General features: G+C 69.1%; 18 protein-coding genes. 11 read left to right on the top strand and 7 right to left on the bottom strand.

All coding sequences use genetic code 11. The features are described 5' to 3' along the window. Positions 1-123 precede the first annotated feature (123 nt). On the top strand, positions 124-642 hold the full coding sequence (locus G3M62_RS10985) for a GNAT family N-acetyltransferase (protein WP_165186947.1): 519 nt from the start codon (positions 124-126) through the stop codon (positions 640-642). Between the two features lie 911 nt (positions 643-1,553). Then, entirely contained in the window at positions 1,554-1,934 is a 381-nt protein-coding gene (locus tag G3M62_RS10980) for a hypothetical protein (RefSeq protein WP_165186945.1), read from the top strand. A 135-nt stretch (positions 1,935-2,069) separates the two neighbouring features. On the opposite strand, the gene tpiA is transcribed toward G3M62_RS10980, so the two are convergent. Continuing rightward, positions 2,070-2,831, bottom strand: coding sequence for a triose-phosphate isomerase (gene tpiA, locus G3M62_RS10975; RefSeq protein ID WP_165186944.1), 762 nt, complete (start codon positions 2,829-2,831; stop codon positions 2,070-2,072). A 171-nt stretch (positions 2,832-3,002) separates the two neighbouring features. Here tpiA and G3M62_RS10970 point away from each other — a divergent pair, with 171 nt between their 5' ends. Then, positions 3,003-4,970: a peptidylprolyl isomerase gene (locus G3M62_RS10970; RefSeq protein WP_165186942.1), complete on the top strand. Its 1,968-nt coding sequence runs from the start codon at positions 3,003-3,005 to the stop codon at positions 4,968-4,970. Further along, positions 4,970-6,505: an anthranilate synthase component I gene (gene trpE / locus G3M62_RS10965; protein WP_165186941.1), complete on the top strand. Its 1,536-nt coding sequence runs from the start codon at positions 4,970-4,972 to the stop codon at positions 6,503-6,505. Before G3M62_RS10970 ends, trpE begins: the two co-directional genes overlap by 1 nt. On the opposite strand, the gene G3M62_RS10960 is transcribed toward trpE, so the two are convergent. From G3M62_RS10960 to G3M62_RS10950, 3 genes are all read right to left on the bottom strand, one after another. Then, the gene (locus G3M62_RS10960; protein ID WP_165186939.1) at positions 6,502-6,987 is read right to left on the bottom strand and encodes a nuclear transport factor 2 family protein; all 486 of its coding nucleotides are present in this window, start codon (positions 6,985-6,987) and stop codon (positions 6,502-6,504) included. The genes trpE and G3M62_RS10960 overlap by 4 nt on opposite strands. Positions 6,988-6,997: 10 nt before the next feature. Next, on the bottom strand, positions 6,998-8,575 hold the full coding sequence (locus G3M62_RS10955) for a flavin monoamine oxidase family protein (RefSeq protein ID WP_165186938.1): 1,578 nt from the start codon (positions 8,573-8,575) through the stop codon (positions 6,998-7,000). A 117-nt stretch (positions 8,576-8,692) separates the two neighbouring features. Next, the gene (locus tag G3M62_RS10950; RefSeq protein ID WP_165191285.1) at positions 8,693-8,899 is read right to left on the bottom strand and encodes a hypothetical protein; all 207 of its coding nucleotides are present in this window, start codon (positions 8,897-8,899) and stop codon (positions 8,693-8,695) included. Positions 8,900-9,013: 114 nt separating this feature from the next. Here G3M62_RS10950 and G3M62_RS10945 point away from each other — a divergent pair, with 114 nt between their 5' ends. From G3M62_RS10945 to trpC, 5 genes are all read left to right on the top strand, one after another. After that, the gene (locus G3M62_RS10945; RefSeq protein ID WP_165186936.1) at positions 9,014-10,687 is read left to right on the top strand and encodes a tetratricopeptide repeat protein; all 1,674 of its coding nucleotides are present in this window, start codon (positions 9,014-9,016) and stop codon (positions 10,685-10,687) included. A 96-nt stretch (positions 10,688-10,783) separates the two neighbouring features. Then, a complete protein-coding gene (locus G3M62_RS10940) occupies positions 10,784-12,469 on the top strand; it encodes a tetratricopeptide repeat protein (protein ID WP_165186934.1) in 1,686 nt (561 codons plus the stop codon). Positions 12,470-12,580: 111 nt separating this feature from the next. Further along, positions 12,581-13,177 (top strand): anthranilate synthase component II, encoded by a 597-nt coding sequence (locus tag G3M62_RS10935; protein WP_165186932.1) that lies wholly within the window; start codon positions 12,581-12,583, stop codon positions 13,175-13,177. 2 nt (positions 13,178-13,179) lie between these two features. Further along, on the top strand, positions 13,180-14,208 hold the full coding sequence (gene trpD, locus G3M62_RS10930) for an anthranilate phosphoribosyltransferase (RefSeq protein WP_165186931.1): 1,029 nt from the start codon (positions 13,180-13,182) through the stop codon (positions 14,206-14,208). Then, positions 14,205-14,993: an indole-3-glycerol phosphate synthase TrpC gene (gene trpC / locus G3M62_RS10925; RefSeq protein WP_165186929.1), complete on the top strand. Its 789-nt coding sequence runs from the start codon at positions 14,205-14,207 to the stop codon at positions 14,991-14,993. The genes trpD and trpC overlap by 4 nt, the downstream gene beginning before the upstream one ends. A 34-nt stretch (positions 14,994-15,027) precedes the next feature. Here the strand turns inward: trpC and G3M62_RS10920 are convergent, their stop codons facing one another. Next, positions 15,028-15,765 (bottom strand): siderophore-interacting protein, encoded by a 738-nt coding sequence (locus G3M62_RS10920; protein ID WP_165186927.1) that lies wholly within the window; start codon positions 15,763-15,765, stop codon positions 15,028-15,030. A gap of 8 nt (positions 15,766-15,773) precedes the next feature. Continuing rightward, positions 15,774-16,469 (bottom strand): O-methyltransferase, encoded by a 696-nt coding sequence (locus G3M62_RS10915; protein ID WP_165186926.1) that lies wholly within the window; start codon positions 16,467-16,469, stop codon positions 15,774-15,776. 149 nt (positions 16,470-16,618) lie between these two features. Between G3M62_RS10915 and G3M62_RS10910 the strand changes: the two genes are divergently transcribed. Further along, positions 16,619-17,431: an AraC family transcriptional regulator gene (locus tag G3M62_RS10910; RefSeq protein ID WP_165186924.1), complete on the top strand. Its 813-nt coding sequence runs from the start codon at positions 16,619-16,621 to the stop codon at positions 17,429-17,431. 224 nt (positions 17,432-17,655) lie between these two features. Further along, positions 17,656-18,360 (top strand): transcriptional repressor LexA, encoded by a 705-nt coding sequence (gene lexA / locus G3M62_RS10905; RefSeq protein WP_165186922.1) that lies wholly within the window; start codon positions 17,656-17,658, stop codon positions 18,358-18,360. A 148-nt stretch (positions 18,361-18,508) separates the two neighbouring features. Here lexA and G3M62_RS10900 read toward each other — a convergent pair whose 3' ends face one another. Then, complete coding sequence (locus G3M62_RS10900) at positions 18,509-18,913, bottom strand: GFA family protein (RefSeq protein WP_165186920.1); 405 nt, start codon at positions 18,911-18,913, stop codon at positions 18,509-18,511. Between the last annotated feature and the right edge of the window lie 44 nt (positions 18,914-18,957).

Below are 18,957 nucleotides of genomic sequence, written 5' to 3'. Positions count from 1 at the left end.
CCGGGCGACGGAGACTTCCGTCGCGAAAAACGAAGCGGCCCCTCTATCACTTGCAACGGGCCCGCGCCATAGCTGGGGACGAACCGCCCCCACTCAAGTCCGACTTCAGGTCCGCATCCGCGCATGATCCTCGAGACCGAACGCCTCAGCCTGACGCCGCTGGCCGTTGAAGACGCTCCCCTCGTCTATCCTTTCATGAGCGATCCGGAGGTGATGGCCCATTGGGACCGCGCCGCCATCGAGGATCCCGACGAGGTCGCCGCCACCGTCGCCGCCCAGGTGGCGGAGATGGACGAGCGCAAGGCGATGTACTGGGCCATCCGCCATGCCAAGAGCGGCTGGTTCCTGGGCTATTGCGAGCTGGTCGACATGGACTGGCGTCACCACCGCTGCGAACTGGGCTTCATCGTCGCCCGCGAAGCCTGGGGCCACGGCTACGCCACCGAGGCCGCCGCCGCCCTGCTGGCCCATTGCGCCTCGTCCCTGGGCCTCAAGCGGATGGTCGCCCGCACCCATGTGGGCGACTCCCGGGCCGAGAAGGTGCTGCAGAAGCTGGGCTTCGAGGAGGAGGGCTATCTGAAGGGACATGTCGACCGGGATGGCGAACGGCGGGATTGCCGGCTGTTTGGGTTGTTGTTCTAACCTTCCAAAGCCTCCCCCTGTGGGGGAGGCGATCGCGTAGCGATCGGTGGGGGGAGTTTTGAGATTGAAGATCGTAGGTTCGGCCATCGGCCTATCACTCCCCCCTCCGTCGGCTTCGCCGACACCTCCCCCACAGGGGGAGGCTTGATGGACACACGGCTTCGCTCCCTCACACGGTTGACCGCTGAGCTGATCGGAAAGGGTCGCGGAGCGCCGGACGACGTCCGGAGTTTGAAAAAAGAATACCGTTTCGACGAAGCCCGATCGCTCCGCGCCATCGTTATCCGGAAGCCCGCGACGCTGAGCCCTGTTAGGGCCTCGCCGCCTTGAAGCCTCCGACGGGCGGGCTGGATCAACGAACCCCAGTCCCGGACCGCGAGCCTGTCACCGCTCGCCTGCTGTTCTGCCAGCCCTCACGTCACGTCGTATCTGTGTTCCAGGCCCGACCGGCACCAGAGACGCGAGGTTTGGTCCTCCGAAAAGAACCGCCGACAGAGCTTCCCGCTCGATCGCCCCTCGCCGCCGCATCGGTCGCTGGCCATGCGCCCTTTCCCCGCGTCGAGGTGGGTACAGGATACGGGCGGTTTGGACGGTGAGGACAAGATCGGGTCGAGAAAGTTCAGGGCGTTGAAATCGCTGAACTTCAGTTTCTATACGCCGAGGAGAGAGGCCCTTCTTGAACCCTCTCCTCCGGAAGAGGGTGAAAATCGTATGCCTCTCCTCCGCCCAGGTTTGAGGGCGCGCCCCAGGCGATCAGCGGGAGGATCACCAGCCCCGACCTGACGTTTACCGGTACCAAATGGAATCGTTCAACCTAAAGCAGGGAAAAACGGCGACCAAGACTAGGGTTTTCACCGATCTTCAAAATCAGGAAATGTCGGAAAGTGGGGCTCCGGGTCAGGAGTAGTCCTATGTCGAGTTCCCAACACATTTCCGACCATCTCAAGGCGGTGCGCAGGATTGCTCTCGAAACCTCTCCGGAAGATGTCGCCGGAACGGTGGCCCTGGCGATTCAACGCGTGAAGGTGACCTTGCAGAACCTTTCGTTGCTGGCCAACAAGACACCCGCCGTCGCGGCGGCCGCCAGGAATGTCGACGCCTGCCTGCCCACTTTCGTGGCCGGCGAATGGTCGGGCGTCTTCTTCGGGGACGCCTTGCTGTCGGCGCTCGACGCCTTCGAAGCCGCCCTGGACGCCGCCGGCCCCAGCGAAGTGGCCAAGCGGATCGGAGCCTGGCAGGTCAGGCCCCTCGCCTCGCCTGCGACTTCGACGATCGTCCAGCTGGCCTCCTAGGCGTGTGGAACCGAAAGCCTCGTCCTTCGACAAGCTCAGGATGAGGCTTTCTACCGCGGAAGCCTGTGCAATGGTCCTCATCCTGAGCCTGTCGAAGGACGAGGACCACGCGCCACGCCGGAATGTCGATAGGCTCTAGGCCGCCTCGATAATCGCCAGGAAATCCGCCGCCTTCAGCGACGCGCCGCCGACCAGGGCGCCGCCGACTTCCGGCGTGGCCAGGATCTCACGAGCGTTGTCGGGCTTCACCGAACCGCCATAGAGGATCGGCACGGTCGCGCCGTGCTGGCCGAAGCGCTCGACCAGGACCGCCCGCAGCGCCTCGTGGACGTGGGCGATGTCGGCCGTGGTCGGCGTGCGACCGGTGCCGATGGCCCAGACCGGCTCGTAGGCCACGGCGAAGGCTTGCCCCGCCAGCGAAGCGGGCAGCGAACCGCGGGCCATGCCGGTGACCACCGCCTCGGCCTGTCCGGCGTCGCGCTGCTCGCAGGTCTCGCCAAAGCAGATGATCGGCTCCAGGCCGGCGGCCAGGGCGGCCTCGACCTTGGCCGAGACCAGGGCGTCGCTTTCGCCATAGGCGGCGCGGCGTTCGGAGTGGCCGAGAATCACCAGCTGGGCGCCGGCGTCCGCCAGCATGGCGGCCGAGATGTCGCCGGTGTGCGGTCCCGAACCGCCCGGATGGCAATCCTGGCCGCCGACGATCACCGCCTCGCCGGCCAGGGCCTGCGCCATCCGGTGCAGCAGGGTGGCCGCCGGACAGAGGGCGACGCGGGCGGCCGGGGGCCTGGCGGCGACGGCCGCCGCCACCGCGCGGGCCTCGTCGAGCGAGGCTTCAAGGCCGAACATCTTCCAATTTCCGGCGATCAGCGGCCGGGGCGTGGTCAGCGAAAAGGTCATGTCCCCGGTTTGGGACCCCGGGCGGGGCGGAAGTCAAGACCGCTTACGGCCCTCCACCGCTTGCCCGGCCCCCTACGGCTCTACTATACCCGCTGCTCGCGTGCGTTCCTTCGCCCGGGCCTTCGCCCTGCGGAGAAGCCGCGCGATTTTCGAGGAAGGTTTCTCCCAGTCATGCTCGCCGGCTTCCGCTCCTTCGCCAAATCCCCGTTCGCGGTGGTCCTGTTTGGTCTGCTCATCGTCAGCTTCGCGGTGTTCGGCATCAGCGACGTGTTCCGTCATCCCCCCGGCAAGTGGGTGATCGCGGCGGGCTCGCGGAACATGACGCCGGAGGACTTCAAGGCGCAGTTCGAGAACTTCCGTAAGCGCGAGCAGGCCCAGGGCCAGACCATCACGCCGGACATCGCCGTGCAGCAGGGCGTCGACCGCAAGATGCTGACCCAGCTGGCCCTGCAGGAATCCCTGGCCGAGCTGGTTCACAAGCTCGGCGTGCGCCCGTCCGACAAGCTGGTCGGCGACACCCTGCGCGAGCAACTGGCCAGCCTGCCCCCCGGCCAGCGTCCGTTCGACCCGATCACCGGCAAGTTCGACGCCCAGATGTACCAGCGCCTGCTGGCCCAGAACGACCTGACTCCGGCCCGCTACGAGGCTTCGCTGCGCGACGACCTGGCCCAGGCCCAGCTGTTCAGCGCCGTGGCCGCCAGCATGCGCGCCCCGCGCATCTATTCGGCCCTGCAGGCCGCCTACGGCTTGGAGGGCCGCGACCTGGCCGCCTTCGCGATCAATCCGGCGATCCTCGACAAGCCGGGCGCGCCGACCGACGCCCAGCTCCAGGCCTTCATGAAGGAGCACGCCGCCCAGCTGACCCGCCCCGAGACGCGGGTCCTGTCGGTGGCCCGCTTCAGCGCCAAGGCCCTGGAGAGCACGGTGACCGTGCCCGAGGCCGACGTCGTCAAGACCTACAACTTCCGCAAGGACACCCTGGGCACGGCCGAGAGCCGCTCGTTCGTCCAGATCGTCGCCCCCGACGCCAAGGCCGCCGCCGTGATCGCCCAGCGCCTGGCCAAGGGCGACCAGCCGGCCATCGTCGCCAGCGCCTATGGCAAGCAGCCGGTGATCATCGACTCCAAGCCCAAGTCCGCCCTGCCCGACCGCAAGGTGGCCGACGCGGTGTTCACCCTGGCCGCCGGCCAGGTCAGCGCCCCGATCAACGGCGACCTGGGCGTCTCGGTGGTCAAGCTGACCAAGATCAATCCGGCCACCCTGCCCAGCCTGGAATCGCAACGCCCGGCCATCGAAGCCGAGCTGAAGACCCAGGCCGCCCAGGCCAAGGCCTATGAGCAGACCCAGACCTACCAGGACGCCCATGACGGCGGCGCCAACCTGATCACCGCCGCGACCAAGGCCGGCGCCCTGGTGCTGACCACCTCGCCGATCGCCGCCAACGGCGCCGACCAGACGGGCCAGCCGGTCCCCGGCCTGACCCCGGAAGCCCTGAAGAGCGCGTTCGAGCTGCCCGCCGGCGGCGAGAGCGACCTGATCGAAGCCGGCAAGGGCGAATACTTCGCCGTCCGCGTCGAGAAGGTCATCCCCTCGGCCATGCCGCCGCTGGCCGAGATCCGCGAGCCCCTGGCCCGCCAGTGGATGGTCGACCAGCTGCTCACGCGCATGAAGGCCAAGGCCGACGAGCTGACGGCCCGGGTCAAGAAGGGCGAGTCGCTGGAAGCCGTCGCCGCCTCGGCCCAGACCCAGGTGCAGCGCGTGCCCAACATCACCCGCCAGAACGCCCGCCAGTATCAGGGCCTGGGTCGCGACCTGCTGATGGCCACCTTCGGCGCCAAGCCGGGCGCGCCGTTCGTGTCGCGCGGTCCGCAGGGCGGTTACCTGGTCGCCGTGGTCGAGAAGGTTCACCCCGGCGCGCCCGCCCAGATGGCCCAGATCACCGCGGCCATGGGTCCGCAGACCTCGCAGGGCCTGTTCCGCGACATCGGCCAGGCCGCCCAGGACGCCGCCAAGGCCCAGCTGAAGACCAAGGTCAACCTGACCCTGGCCCGCCAGGCGATCGGCGTCGACACCAGCGCCCTGCCCAAGGACGGCGAGCCCGGCGGCGACGCCAAGGTGACCAAGGAAAAGGCTCAATAATGAGCCTCGAACCCAGCCTCGACGCCTTCACCGCCGCCTATGAGGCCGACCGCCCGCAGGTGGTCTGGACCCGACTGATCGACGACCTGGAGACCCCGGTCTCGGCCTATCTGAAGATCGGTCATGGACGGCCCTACGCCTTCCTGTTCGAGAGCGTCGAGGGCGGCGCCTGGCGCGGGCGCTATTCGATCGTGGCGATGAAGCCGGACCTCGTCTGGCGCTGTCGCGGCGACCAGGCCGAGATCGCCGAGGGCGACGACATCGCCGCCGGCCGTTTCACGCCCCAGGCGGGCGGCGCGCTGGACAGCCTGCGCGATCTGATCGCCCGCTCGCGCATCGAGCTGCCGGCTGGCCTGCCGCCGCCGTCGGCCGGCGTGTTCGGCGCCCTGGGCTACGACATGGTCCGCCTGGCCGAGCGCCTGCCGGACGTCAATACGGACACGCTGGGTCTGCCGGACGGCATCATGACCCGGCCGTCGATCGTGGCGGTGTTCGACGCCATCGCCCAGGAGATTATCCTGGTCACCACGGCGCGTCCGGCCAAGGGCGTGTCGGCCGCCGACGCCTACGCCGCCGCCCAGGGCCGGATCGAGAGCGTGATGGCCGACCTGCGCGGGCCGCTCACCCAGACCGCGCCGCGCCAGAGCCACGGCCAGGCCGAGTTCACGACGCCGGTCAGCCGCGCCGACTACGCCGAGGTGGTCGAGAAGGCCAAGGAGTACATCCGGGCCGGCGACATCTTCCAGGTGGTGCCCAGCCACCGCTTCCGCGCGCCCTTCCCGCTGGAGCCGTTCGCCCTCTACCGCTCGCTGCGCCGGACCAATCCGTCGCCGTTCCTGTATTTCCTGGACCTGGACGGCTTCAACCTGGTCGGCTCGTCGCCGGAGATTCTGGTGCGGCTGCGCGACGGCAAGATCACCATCCGCCCGATCGCCGGCACCCGCCCCCGCGGCGCCACGCCCGAGCAGGACCTGGCGCTGGAGAAGGAGCTGCTGGCCGATCCCAAGGAGCGCTCCGAACACCTGATGCTGCTGGACCTGGGTCGCAACGACGTGGGCCGCGTGGCCATGCTCAAGCACGCCGGCAGCAACGATCCGGCCGCCAAGGGCAAGAGCGCCAACGTCCGGGTGACCGACAGCTTCAAGATCGAGCGCTACAGCCACGTCATGCACATCGTCTCCAACGTCGAGGGCGATGCGCCCGACGGCGTGGATCCGGTCGACGTGCTGATGGCCGCCCTGCCCGCCGGCACGCTCTCGGGCGCGCCCAAGGTGCGGGCCATGGAGATCATCGACGAGCTGGAAATCGAGAAGCGCGGCATCGGCTACGCCGGCGCCGTGGGCTATATCGGCGCCGACGGCTCGGTCGACACCTGCATCGTGCTGCGCACGGCCCTGGTCAAGGACGGCATGATGTACGTCCAGGCCGGCGGCGGCGTGGTGGCCGACAGCGACCCGGACGCCGAGTACGACGAGACCCTGCACAAGTCCCGGGCCCTGAAGCGCGCGGCCGAAGAGGCCTGGCGCTTCGCCTAGGAGTCCGACACGTCGCCGACCAGGCGCCTGGCGAAATCCGCGTTGAGCTGGAGTTTGTCGGGCGCCAGCCGCGCGCGGCTGGCCAGGGTGAAGACGCGGCGCCGAAAGCGCCAGCCGTCCGGCTGACGGACAAGGTCGTCCTCGTAGCGACCGAGGATGCAGTGGATGTCCTCGGACCCATGCCGCACCGCGAACTCGACCGTCGACCAGCGCGCCGTCGCCCGATCTCCGGCAATGTCGATCAGCCCGCCATGGGCGGCGAACTGAAGCAGCGCATGGGCCTCGAAACTGGCCCGCATGCCGGCTTCGATCGCGACGCGCCCGACCGTCTCCCGCCCCAGGATCGAGACGCGACCGTCCTCGACATAGGTCGACGCCGCCGCGTGGGCGTCGAGGCGACCGACCGCCTCACCATAGACGGCGGTGAGCCGCCGGATCGCGCGTTCGTCCTCAAGCTGGGCGAGCCGCGCCTCGCTGGTCATGCGTCATCCCCTAAACCGCCGACACCCGGGCCTGGATCAGCTTCAGCGCCTCGTGCGCCGACAGCGCCGCGCCCTCCTGCCAGGCGTTGATATAGCTCATGTGCTCGCCGGCGAAATAGAAGGCGCCGTCGGGCTTGCACAGCTCGGCGTAGTCGGTGGCCCGCTGCTCGTCCTTCCAGCCCACGGCCACGCCCTCGCTGTAGGGCGTCTGCATCCATGAGACGGTGAACGGCTTGGTCAGCTCCTGGCCGTGACCGGGGTGGAACTTCTCGATCACCTTGCGCGACAGGGCGAAGCGCTCCTCAAACGACATGGCCGCGTATTTCGGCGGGCTGGCCGGACCCGAGAAGCCGATCGAATAGGCGCCGACCAGGATGCCGGTCTTCTCGCCGATGCCGCCGCTGGGGTACCAGACCAGCTCATTGGCCTCGTCGGTCCAGCCCAGGCCGCCGTACTGGAAGTCGTCCTGCTCCCAGAACCGCCGGCTCTCCCAGGCCACCTTGGTGCCGTGGTGATATTCACCGGCGGCGATGGCCTGTTTCACGCGCGGGGCGAAGTCGGACGGAATCTTGGCCAGCACCGGCAACGGGATCGTGCAAATGCAGTAGTCGGCCTCCAGCGTCTGGACGCCGGCCTTGTCGGCGTAGACGATCTTGACGCCCCCATTCTTCTTCCCTTGGGGGCCGGTCTTGCGCAGTTCCTTGACCACCGCCTCGAACTTCACCGCCGGCTTCACCTGCTCGTAGAGGGCGTAGGAAATCCGGTCCATGCCGCCCACCGGCTGCAGCATGGTGGCCTGCATGTCGATGATCTCCTCGAAGATCAGGCTGGCGCCCCAGAACTGGGATTTCATCATGTCGGCCATATGCAGCGGCGGCCCGCCCTTGGGCGGATGGTCGTAGCCGCCCGGCGAGGCCAGGAAGCCCGCCCGGGTCGAGCCCGCATAGGTATTCTTCGACAGGTCGCCGTAGGCCGACAAGTAACCCACCAGCTTCTGCTTATCGATCCCGGTCAGCTCCTGGTCCAGCGCGCCCTTGTCGACGGCCTTGGCCAGCAGTTCGGTGAAGGCCCCGCGGGTGTCGTTGACCGCCTGGCGCTCGGTGACCACCTGGCCGCCGAAATCCAGCTTGGCCGAGCGGTTGGCGTTGACCATCACCTCCAGCGGCACGCCCAGTTCCTGGCAATAGCCGAGGATGGCGTGGTGCCACTGCGGGATGCGGGCGGGGCCGGCGTTGAAATAGTCGTTCTTGCCGGCGGTCCAGTCGACGGTCTGGTCGGGTCGGCCCGTCTGAACGATCTTCGTGCCCGACCGCACCGACCAGGCCCGGCCGCCCGGACGGTCACGCGCTTCCAGAACCGTGACGTTGTAGCCGGCCTTGCGCAGCTCGTAGGCCGAGACCAGGCCGGCCACGCCCGCCCCCAGGATCGCCACCGAAGCGCCCTTGCCGCCGGCCAGGCCCAGCTTGGGCGCGCCGGCATAGGCGCGCGGCGCGGCCAGCAGGCCCATGCCCATCATGGTGGTGTAGAGCGCTCCATAGCCGCCGGCCGAACCGACCGCGCCCAGAAACCGGCGTCGCGAAATGCCCATGATCGTCCCCTCGTTTGCGCGAGGCATGGGAGGAGCAATCATGGAACCTGGCAAGAGACGGCGATGACGCCGGACGCCTTGCGATCGGGGCGCCCGCCCAGCAGGCGCCGTCTGGTCCTAGTCGCCCAGACGGTCCGACGGCAGATGCTGCACGACCGCCGGCGGGGCCATGATCATCACCGTGGCGAAGGTCACCGCGCTGAGCGCCGCGAAGGCGGCGGCGGCCAGGACCGGCCCCATCCTCTGCCGGCGCATCGGTTTGCGCAGCAGGGCTCGGGCATAGGCCAGGGCGGCGGTGTCGAGGGCGGAATCAGCGGGATCCATGGCCGACAGCATGCCCGACCGCGCCAGCGTCGCAATGTCCCATATCGTCGCAAATCACGTGCATCGCGCCCCGACTCTGGAATAGTCGGCGCCTTATCGTCCCCGAGAGTCGCCGTGCACGACCCGATCGCCGCTCGTTTCCAGGAAGGCCTGGCCCATCAGAGGGCCGGACGCTTCGCCGAGGCCCAGGACGCTCTCAGCGAGGTCCTGCTCGCCGATCCGCGTCACGCCGAAGCCTGGCAGGTGATGAGTCAGCTGGCCAAGCAGTTCGGCCGGCCCGACCTGGCGCTGGACTGGATCGGCAAGGCCATCGCCCTGGAGCCCGAGAACGTCAGTTTCGCCTTTTCCGAGGCCGTGACCCTGCAGGAGATCGGCCGTCCCGCCGACGCCGAGGCGCGCTATCGCCAGATCATGGATCTCCACCCCGAGCTGGCCGACGCCTACAACAATCTGGGCATCCTGTTGGGCAAGCAGGGTCGGAAGGAAGAGGCCCTGGACGTCGCTAGACAGGCGGTCCGACTGGCGCCGAACAAGCCGGCCTTCCACAACAACCTCGGCATCGCCCTGAACGACCTGAGCCGCCACGCCGAGGCCGCGCCCAGCTTCCGCGCCGCGGTCCTTCTGGATCCGGGCTATGTCGACGCCCACCATAACCTGGGCAAGGCGCTGCACGCGGCGGGCCGGCTCGAGGAGGCCGGCCTGGCCCTGCAGGAGGCCTTGCGCCTGCGGCCGGAGGACGCCGGCGCCCTGAACGACATGGGCATACTGTTGCACGAGCTGGGCCGGGTCGCCGACGCCGAGATGGTGCTTCGCGCCGGCCTGGCCATCACGCCGGAGGACGCCGGCCTGCACTACAATCTCGGCCTCGTCCTGCTGTTGACCGGCCAATACGAGGAAGGTTGGGCGCAGTATCACTGGCGTTGGAAGACCGAGGACTATCGGACCCGCCAACGCGGCTTCACTCAGCCGGAATGGGACGGCTCCCCCCTGCCCGCCGGCCGCCTGCTGATCAACGCCGAACAGGGCCTGGGCGACACCTTGCAATTTTGCCGCCTGGCGCCCTTGGCGGCCGCCCGCCTGGCGCCCGACGCGCGGCTGACCTTCGAGGTTCACAGGCCGCTGATCTCGCTGCTGCGCGACCAATGGCCCGGGATCGAGGTCATCGGTCACGACGATCCCCTGCCCGCCTTCGACGCCCACCTGCCGCTGCTCAGCCTGGGCGGCGTGCTGGGGCAGGACCATCAGACCATCGACGGCGCGCCCTATCTGCGGCCCGATCCGGACCGCGTGGCGGCCTGGGCCCAGCGCCTGGCGCCGCTGAAGGGTCTGAAGGTCGGCCTGGTCTGGGCCGGCGGTCAGCTCCTGGGGACCAACGACCGCAAGCGCTCGGTGACCCTGGCCGCCCTCGCGCCCCTGGCCGCCGTTCCCGGCGTGTCGTTCGTCTCGCTGCAGAAGGAGGCCCCCGCCGCCCAGGCCAAGGATCCGCCGGCCGGCATGACCCTGCTCGACCTTGGCGAGGATCTGACCGATTTTGTCGAGACCGCCGCCGTCGCGGCCAATCTGGACCTGGTGATCAGCGTCGACACCGCCGTCGCCCACCTGGCCGGGGCGATCGGAACGCCGGTCTGGCTGCTCAATCGCTTCGACACCTGCTGGCGCTGGGAGCTGGAGCGCGAAGACACCCCCTGGTACGCGGGCCTGCGGCAGTTTCGTCAGCCCGCGGCCGGCGATTGGGACAGCGTCATCACGGCGCTCGCGGCGGCCCTGGCGGAGCGGGCGCGCGGCTGAGCCGCCTCGCGGACCGCGTCCAACCGCCGCTGTGTGCAATCGCCGAAGACTCTGAAATAGTCGCCGCTCCGACGATGCGCCTCTCGAAGAGTCAAAGTGCAGGATCTGATCGCCGCTCGCTTCCAGGAAGGCCTGGCTCACCATCAGGCGGACCGTTTCGCCGAGGCTCAAGCCGCCTATGGCGAGGTGCTGACCGCCAATCCTGGCCACGCCGAGGCCTGGCGGTTGATGAGCCTGCTGGCCGAACAGTTCGGCCGATCCGACCTGGCGCGGGACTGGGCGGACAAGGCCCGCGCGCTCGAGCCCGGCGAGGTCCACCACCTGTTCGGCGAGGGCGTGGCCCTGCAGCAGCTCGGCCGCTTCGCCGAGGCCGAGACCCGCTACCGGCGGGTCCTCGCGCTCGCCCCCGAGGCGCTCGAAGCCAATAACAATCTGGGCCTCGTCCTGGGCCGGCAAGGCCGCAACGCCGAGGCCCTGGCCTTCTTTCAGCGAGCGATCGAGCTGTCGCCCGGCTCGCCGGTGTTCCACAACAACCTCGGCATAGCCCTGACCGACCTGGACCGTCACGCCGAGGCCGAGGCCTGCTATCGCACCGCGACGACCCTGGACCCGACCCATGTCGGCGCGCGCCACAACCTGGGCAAGTCGCTGCACGCGCTGGGTCGGTTGGAAGAGGCCGGCCAGGCCCTGCAGGAAGCGCTGCGCCTCAGGCAGGACGACCCCAGGATTCTGAACGACATGGGCGTGCTGCTGAACCAGTTGGGCCGGGTCGCCGACGCCGAGATGGTCTACCGCACCGGCCTGAGCCTGGCGCCCGAGGACGCCAGCCTGCATTACAACCTGGGCCTCGTCCTGTTGAAGGTCGGCCAATACAGGGAAGGCTGGGCGCAGTATCACTGGCGCTGGAAGACTGAAGATCGACCCGACAATCGCGTCTTCATCCAGCCGGAATGGGACGGGTCTCCCTTGCCCGGCGGCAAGCTGCTGATCACCGCCGAGCAAGGCCTGGGGGACATCCTGCAGTTTTGCCGCCTGGCGCCGTTGGCGGCCGCCCGCCTGGCGCCCGACGCCCGGCTGATCCTGGAGGCCCACAAGCCGCTGATCTCGCTGTTGCGTGACCAATGGCCCGGGATCGAGGTCGTCGGGTACGGCGATCCCCTGCCCGATTTCGACGCCCATCTGCCGCTGCTCAGCCTGGGCGGGGTGTTGGAGCAGGATGACCAGACCATCGACGGCGCGCCCTATCTGCGGCCCGATCCGGACCGCGCGGCGGCCTGGGCCGAGCGCCTGGCGCCGCTGGAGGGCCTTAAGGTCGGCCTGGTCTGGTCCGGCGGGCGACGTCCCTGGCAGCCCAGGGTCGACGCCGTCGACAAGCGCCGCTCGGTTCGGCTCGCGCAGCTGGCGCCCCTGGCCTCCGTGCCCGGTGTGAGTTTCGTGTCCCTGCAAAAGGACGAACCGGGCCTGGAAGCGCGAGACCCGCCGCCGGGCATGGTGCTCCACGACTTCACCAGCGACCTGACCGACTTCGTCGAGACCGCCGCCCTGGTCGCCAATCTGGACCTGGTGATCAGCGTCGACACCGCCGTCGCTCACCTGGCGGGGGCGATCGGCACGCCGGTCTGGATGCTGAACCGCTTCGACACCTGCTGGCGCTGGGAGCTGGAGCGCGAGGACACCCCCTGGTACGCCGGCCTGCGCCAGTTTCGTCAGCCCACGGCCGGCGACTGGCCCCCCGTCGTCGAGGCGATGACGACGGCCCTGGCGGAGCGGACCCAGGACTGAACGGCCCCTCGGCCCTTGCAACCCGAGCTGAACTGAACGATGTACCCCTGCGTCCACGACCGCGCAGGGTCCGCAGCGTTCGGGCGGTCCATTCAAGAGCTTGGCGGCGTCATGATCCTCGTCATCGATAACTACGACAGCTTCACCTACAACCTCGTCCACTATCTGAACGAGCTGGGGGCCGACACCGTCGTGCATCGCAACGACGACCTGTCGGTGCAGGAGGCCCTGGGCCTCAAGCCGAGCGCGGTGCTGCTGTCGCCCGGCCCCAAGGACCCGGACCAGGCGGGCATCTGCCTGCCGCTGCTGCGCGGCGCGCCCGACGACCTGGCGATCCTGGGCGTGTGCCTGGGCCACCAGGCCATCGGCCAGGCCTATGGCGGCGACGTGATCCGCGCCAAGGAAGTGATGCACGGCAAGACCAGCAAGATCTTCCACAACGACCAGGGCGTGTTCAAAGGCCTGCCCAACCCGTTCATCGCCACGCGCTATCACAGCCTGGCGGTCGACAAGACCACCCTGCCCGACGACCTGGAGATCACCGCCTGGACCGAGGACGGCGAGATCATGGGCGTGCAGCACAAGACCCGTCCGGTCTACGGCGTGCAGTTCCACCCGGAGTCCATCGCCACCGAGGGCGGCCACCAGCTGCTGGCCAACTTCCTGGACCTGGCCAAGGTGCAGCGCGACGCGGCGATCTGGGTCTAGGCATGTCGGACGCTTTCAAGCCCCTGCTGGCCAAGCTGGCCGACGGCCAGACCCTCGACGAGGACGACGCCGAGCTGTTCTTCGCCGCCTGCCTGCGCGGCGAGCCCACGCCCGCCCAGGTGGCCGCGGCGGTCACCGCCATGCGCCTGCGGGGCGAGACCGTGGGCGAGATCACCGCCTGCGCCCGCGCCATGCGTCGCGCGGCCATCCACCTGGATCACCCGTATGACGTCGTCGACGTCTGCGGCACCGGCGGCGACGGCCTGCACACCCTGAACATCTCCACCGCCGTGGGCTTCGTCGCCGCCGGCGGGGGTCTCAAGGTCGCCAAGCACGGCAACCGGGCGATCACCTCCAAGTCCGGCACCGCCGACGTCCTGGCCGCCCTGGGCGTCAATATCGACGCCAGCCTGGCCCAGCAGCGCCATGCGCTGGACACGGCCGGCATCTGCTTCCTGTTCGCCCAGTCGCATCACGGGGCGATGAAGCACGTCTCGCCGATCCGCCAGCAACTGGGCTTCCGCACTATCTTCAACCTGCTGGGTCCGCTGACCAATCCGGCCGGCGCCAAGCGCCAGGTGGTCGGCGTCTCGGCCCACCGCTTCGTCGAGCCGGTGGCCAAGGCGCTGGGCGCGCTGGGGGCCGAGCGCGCCTGGTCGGTGCACGGGGCCGGCATGGACGAGCTGACCACCACCGGCGAGACCGAGGTCGCCGAATGGCGGGACGGGTCGGTGCGACTGTTCACGATCACCCCGGAGGCCGTGGGCTTGCCCCGCGCCGCCCTGGCCGACATCACCGGCGGCGAACCCGCCTACAACGCCGCGGCCCTGACCGCCCTGCTGGGCGGCCAGAAAGGCCCATATCGCGACATCGTCATGCTCAACGCCGCCGCCGCTTTCCTGGTGGCCGACAAGGTCGAGACCCTGCGCGAGGGTGTCGAACTGGCCGGCGCCGTGCTCGACGACGGCCGCGCCCAGGCGGCCCTGGCCGGTCTGGTGGCCGCCACCAATTCCGAAACAGTGACCGCATGACCGACATCCTCGCCAAGATCGCCGCCTACAAGCGCGAGGACGTGGCCGATCGGAAGCGTCGCCGCTCATTCGCCCAGGTCGACAACGCCGCCAAGGCCGCCAGCAGCCCGCGCGGCTTCAAGGCCGCCCTGGAAAACGACCATGCGCCCGGCAAGCTGGCCCTGATCGCCGAGATCAAGAAGGCCTCGCCGTCCAAGGGCCTGATCCGCGCCGATTTCGACCCGCCCGCCCTGGCCCGCAACTACGCGGCCGGCGGCGCCTCGTGCCTGTCCGTGCTCACCGACGGCCCCAGCTTCCAGGGCGCCGACGGCTACCTGATCGACGCCCGCGCGGCGGTCGCCCTGCCCTGCATCCGCAAGGACTTCCTGGTCGATCCCTGGCAGGTGGCCGAGAGCCGCGCCCTGGGCGCCGACGCCATCCTGGTCATCCTGGCCATGATCGACGACGCCCTGGCCGCCGACCTCATGAGCGAAGCCGCGCGCCTGGGCATGGACGCCCTGGTCGAGGTGCATGACGAAGCCGAGATGGACCGGGCCGGCAAGCTGGGCTCGACCTTCGTGGGGATCAACAACCGCGACCTGAAGAGCTTCGTCGTCGACCTGGCCGTCACCGAACGCCTGGCCGCCCAGGCCCCGAAGGACGCCCTGCTGGTCACCGAGAGCGGCCTGTTCGTCACCGCCGACGCCGTGCGCATGGAGGCGGCCGGCGCCAAGGCCATGCTGGTCGGCGAAAGCCTGATGCGCCAGGCCGACGTGACGGCGGCGACGAAGGCGCTGCTGGGTTAGAGGCCGTGCGCGGTCCTCGCCCCGCGACCGGCCGTCAGTCCATCCCGACCTTGCCCGGCGCCCAGTAGGCCTTGACCGCTATGCGGGCCGGCGGAACCGCCAGCGTCTTCAGACCCAGCCGGAGCCTCTGGATCGCGCCCGCCCTGCCCGTCAGGACGAAGGACGCGCCGGTGGCGGCCAGCGACGCGAGCCCGGCCGCCATCGCCTCCATATGCCCGTCGTCGCCAGATCGCGCAAACAGCGTCGCGTTCGCAAGCCCAAGCCGCGTCGCCACCCGCCTGGCGCCGTCCGGATCGCCGACCTCAAAGGCGCAAGCGACGGTCCGGCCGCGATCCTGCCCGGCCAAGGCGTGAGCCAGGCCCATCGAGGTCTCGTCGCCGAACACGGCCAGAGGGCCGGTCATGTCCCGCACTTCCAGCGAAGCGCGAGGTCCGAAGATGTCGCATTCGACGCCGGGCCGCAGCGTCTCGAGCCAGGCGCTTCCCGGTCCGACGCCATGGGCGTAGCCGAGAATGCGGATGCGCCCCGCCGCCAGGTCCCAGTCCAAGGGCGTGTAGGTGCGCGCCACGAACGCCGACCCCATGGCGATCTGGATCTTCTGTCCCGGAGTCCAGGTCGCGCCCGCCAACGCCGGACCTTCCAGCGTGATCAGCCGGAAGCGATCGGCCAGCGACTCAACGGCGGCGACGGTCGCGCGCTTCATCAGCAGGCGTGTCAGCGCCCGGCTCAGCCGCCCGGGAGCTTTGGGCGGCGGGCGCAGGGACAAGGTCATCTTCGCCATCACGCGACCCGCACGGCGAATTCGTTGCCGCGCCCCTCGTCCAGGGGCAACGTCTGAGAGACGTAGCCGTTGGCGGGATCGCGGACATAGCCCAGGTAATCCGGGTCGAAGGCGTTCTCGCCCAGAACCGCCGCGCCTGGCCTCAGATAGGGCTCGACCAGCTTGAGCACCGGCAGGTAGAGCGAGAACGCGCCATCGACCAGCAGCAGGTCGACCTCGCCGCCGACGTCCCGCAGTGTCTCGCGCGCGTCACCCTCGCGGATCTCGACCAGGTCGCCCAGGCCCGCGGCGTCGAGGTTGGCGCGGGCTCGCGCCACCTTGGCGGGTTCGAACTCCGATCCGATCAAACACCCGCCGCCGTTGTCGCGCAGGGCGGCCGCCAGATAGATCGTCGAGATCCCCATCGACGTACCGAACTCCACGATACGGGTCGCCTTGCAGGCCCGGGCCATGGCGTAGAGGAACCGTCCGTAGGTCGGAGTGACGGCCAGGTAGTTGCCAGCATAGCGGCGATAGACGCCCCGATAGTCCGAGCGTTCCTCGGCCAGAAGACAGGCGATCAGTTCGTCCATCGACGCGCCCGGGGCCTCGATGGCCGACATCATCGCTTCCACGTGTTCGCGGTCGGAGGCCTCGGCGTCCTGGTGCAGCCTGGTCAACAGTTGAGCGACCCGGTCGCTGGCCAATGTGGTCACGGTGCAATCCTTCCCGATGCGCGACGCCAGGGCGGCCTCGACTTCTTCAAGTCGATCGGATAGCCGGGAGCGAGATTGGCGTCATTCCAAAGGCTGGACAGAATGTTATTCAATCTCGCCATCAACACGCTCCAGTCCGGACGCGCGCCATGCCGATCCTGAACGTCGCCGATGCGGACGCCGACTGGGTCGAGCCGGACGACGTGCCTCGCCCCATCGTAGCCTTCGGCGCGACGATGGACGACGTGGGCGGGATCGAGCTGGACCATCACCGCCACCGGAAGGGACAGATCATCCTGGTGCAGCGCGGCGCGCTCAGTTGCGAGGTCGAGGGCGGCCTCTGGATCGTGCCGCCACGCAGCGCCATCTGGATCCCGGGCGGCGCGCTGCACGCCGTCAAGGCCAGCGGCGCGCTCGAAGGCTATAACGCCTTCATCGATCCGGACGTCGGGGCGGGCCTGCCCTCGGCCTGTCGCGCGGTGTCGGTGACGCCGCTGCTGCGCGAGCTCCTGACCCGCGCCGCGCACCTGCCCTATCTCTACGAGGAAGGCGGGGCCAATTCGCGCCTGGTGTCGGTGCTGCTCGACGAGCTGGCGGCGGCCCAGGTCGAGGACCTTCACCTGCCGATGCCGACCGACCGTCGCCTGCGCGGCATCGTCGAGGCGATGATGGCCTCGCCGGCGGCGCGCGGCACCCTGGACAGCTGGGCCAAGCGCGCCGGCATGAGCGAGCGGACCCTCATGCGGCTGATCAGCCGCGAAACTGGCATGAGCTTCGGCCGCTGGCGCCAGCAACTGGGCATCGTGCTGGCCGTGAAGTGGCTGGCGGGCGGCGCCTCGATCCAGACGGTCGCCGCCGACCTGGGCTACGAAAGCACGCCCAGCTTCGTGACCATGTTCCGAAAGGCGCTCGGCGCCGCGCCGGGCCGTTACATGGCCGAACGGCATCCGGGCAAGGCCTGAGGCGACTTGGACGGCTGATCGGGACCGCATCGTCGTCGCCGATTCCCTTCAAGCCTTTCCGCGCGCCGCTCCGACCTCGCCATCAGTCCGGGTCCGACGTTGTATTTCCTGGGAAAATAAGCGGAACGCCCAGCGAACACCGTTAACTTGACATCAACGAAGAACACCTAGAGAACATCTGCAGAGGTTTGCGGTTTGTTCCGCGACGACTGGCGAGGCCGGACATGCTTACGCGCAAGCAGCACGAGCTGCTGATGTTCATCCACGAGCGGATCAAGGAGACCGGCGTCTCCCCGTCCTTCGACGAGATGAAGGAGGCGCTGGACCTGGCGTCCAAGTCCGGCATCCACCGGCTGATCACCGCCCTGGAAGAACGGGGCTTCATCCGCCGCCTGGCCCACCGGGCGCGGGCGCTGGAGGTGGTCAAGCTGCCCCAGCAGGCCACGACGGCCTCGCCGCCCAAGGGGCGCGGGACGTTCAAGCCCCAGGTGGTCGAAGGCGGCGGCACGGCGCCGGCGATCCCCGCGCCGCAGATGGCCGCCGACAACACCCGCGAGCTGCCGATCCTGGGCCGCATCGCCGCCGGCACGCCGATCGACGCCATCCAGCACGAACGCGAGCGCCTGCCGGTGCCCGAGACCATGCTGGGCGCCGGCGAGCATTACGTGCTCGAGGTGCAGGGCGACTCGATGATCGAGGCCGGCATCCTCGATGGCGACTATGTGATCATCAAGAAGGGCGACACCGCCAACAGCGGCGAGATCGTCGTGGCCCTGGTCGGCGAGGAAGCCACCCTCAAGCGCCTGCGCAAGAAGGGCGGTTCGATCGCCCTGGAAGCCGCCAACCCCAAGTACGAAACCCGCATCTTCGGTCCCGACCAGGTCGAGGTGCAGGGCAAGCTGGTGGGGCTGATCCGGCGGTATCACTAGATTTTTTGATCCGCTCATCCCGGCGAGCGCCGGGACCGAGATCATAGGGCGCTGAGTCTGATTGGACGGACTCAGCGCCCTTCTGTTTGAGGGGCTCGGCCACTCCATCTGCGTCCCGGCGCTCGCCGGGATGAGCGGCGCTTTGAGTCTACGACGCCATCCCCGCCGGCCGGTTTTCGACATATTGTGGCACGTTCAGCGGCGGCAACCAGGGCTCGCGCCGCTTGACCCAGATCTCGTATTGCGGCGTGAACTGGCCCGTGTCGTCCAGTCCGCCCAGGTGGATCTCGATCTCATCGTCGCTTTCGTCCAGCGCCGTCCAGAACAGCGGCGCGCCGCAGGTCGCGCAGCCATGATAGAGGCCGTGCTGCTCGCGCCAGACGCTGGTCGCCCCCCTCACCCGCACCTTGTCCCGCCGATAGGCCGCGAAGGCGTTGCAGGGCGCGCCATGGCGCTTGCGGCAGGTCAGGCAGTGACACAGCCCCACGCGCAGCGGTCCGCCCTGCGCCACGTATCGCACCGCCCCGCAGGCGCACCCGCCTTGCCGTTCCATGCCCGTCTCCGTTCCGGCCTTTCGGCCTAACGCCTGGATCGCGA

Origin of the sequence: Caulobacter soli (assembly GCF_011045195.1) — a bacterium.
Classification (GTDB): domain Bacteria; phylum Pseudomonadota; class Alphaproteobacteria; order Caulobacterales; family Caulobacteraceae; genus Caulobacter; species Caulobacter soli.
The sequence above is the reverse complement of the archived record's forward strand: the minus strand, read 5'-3'. Positions and strand labels throughout refer to the sequence as shown.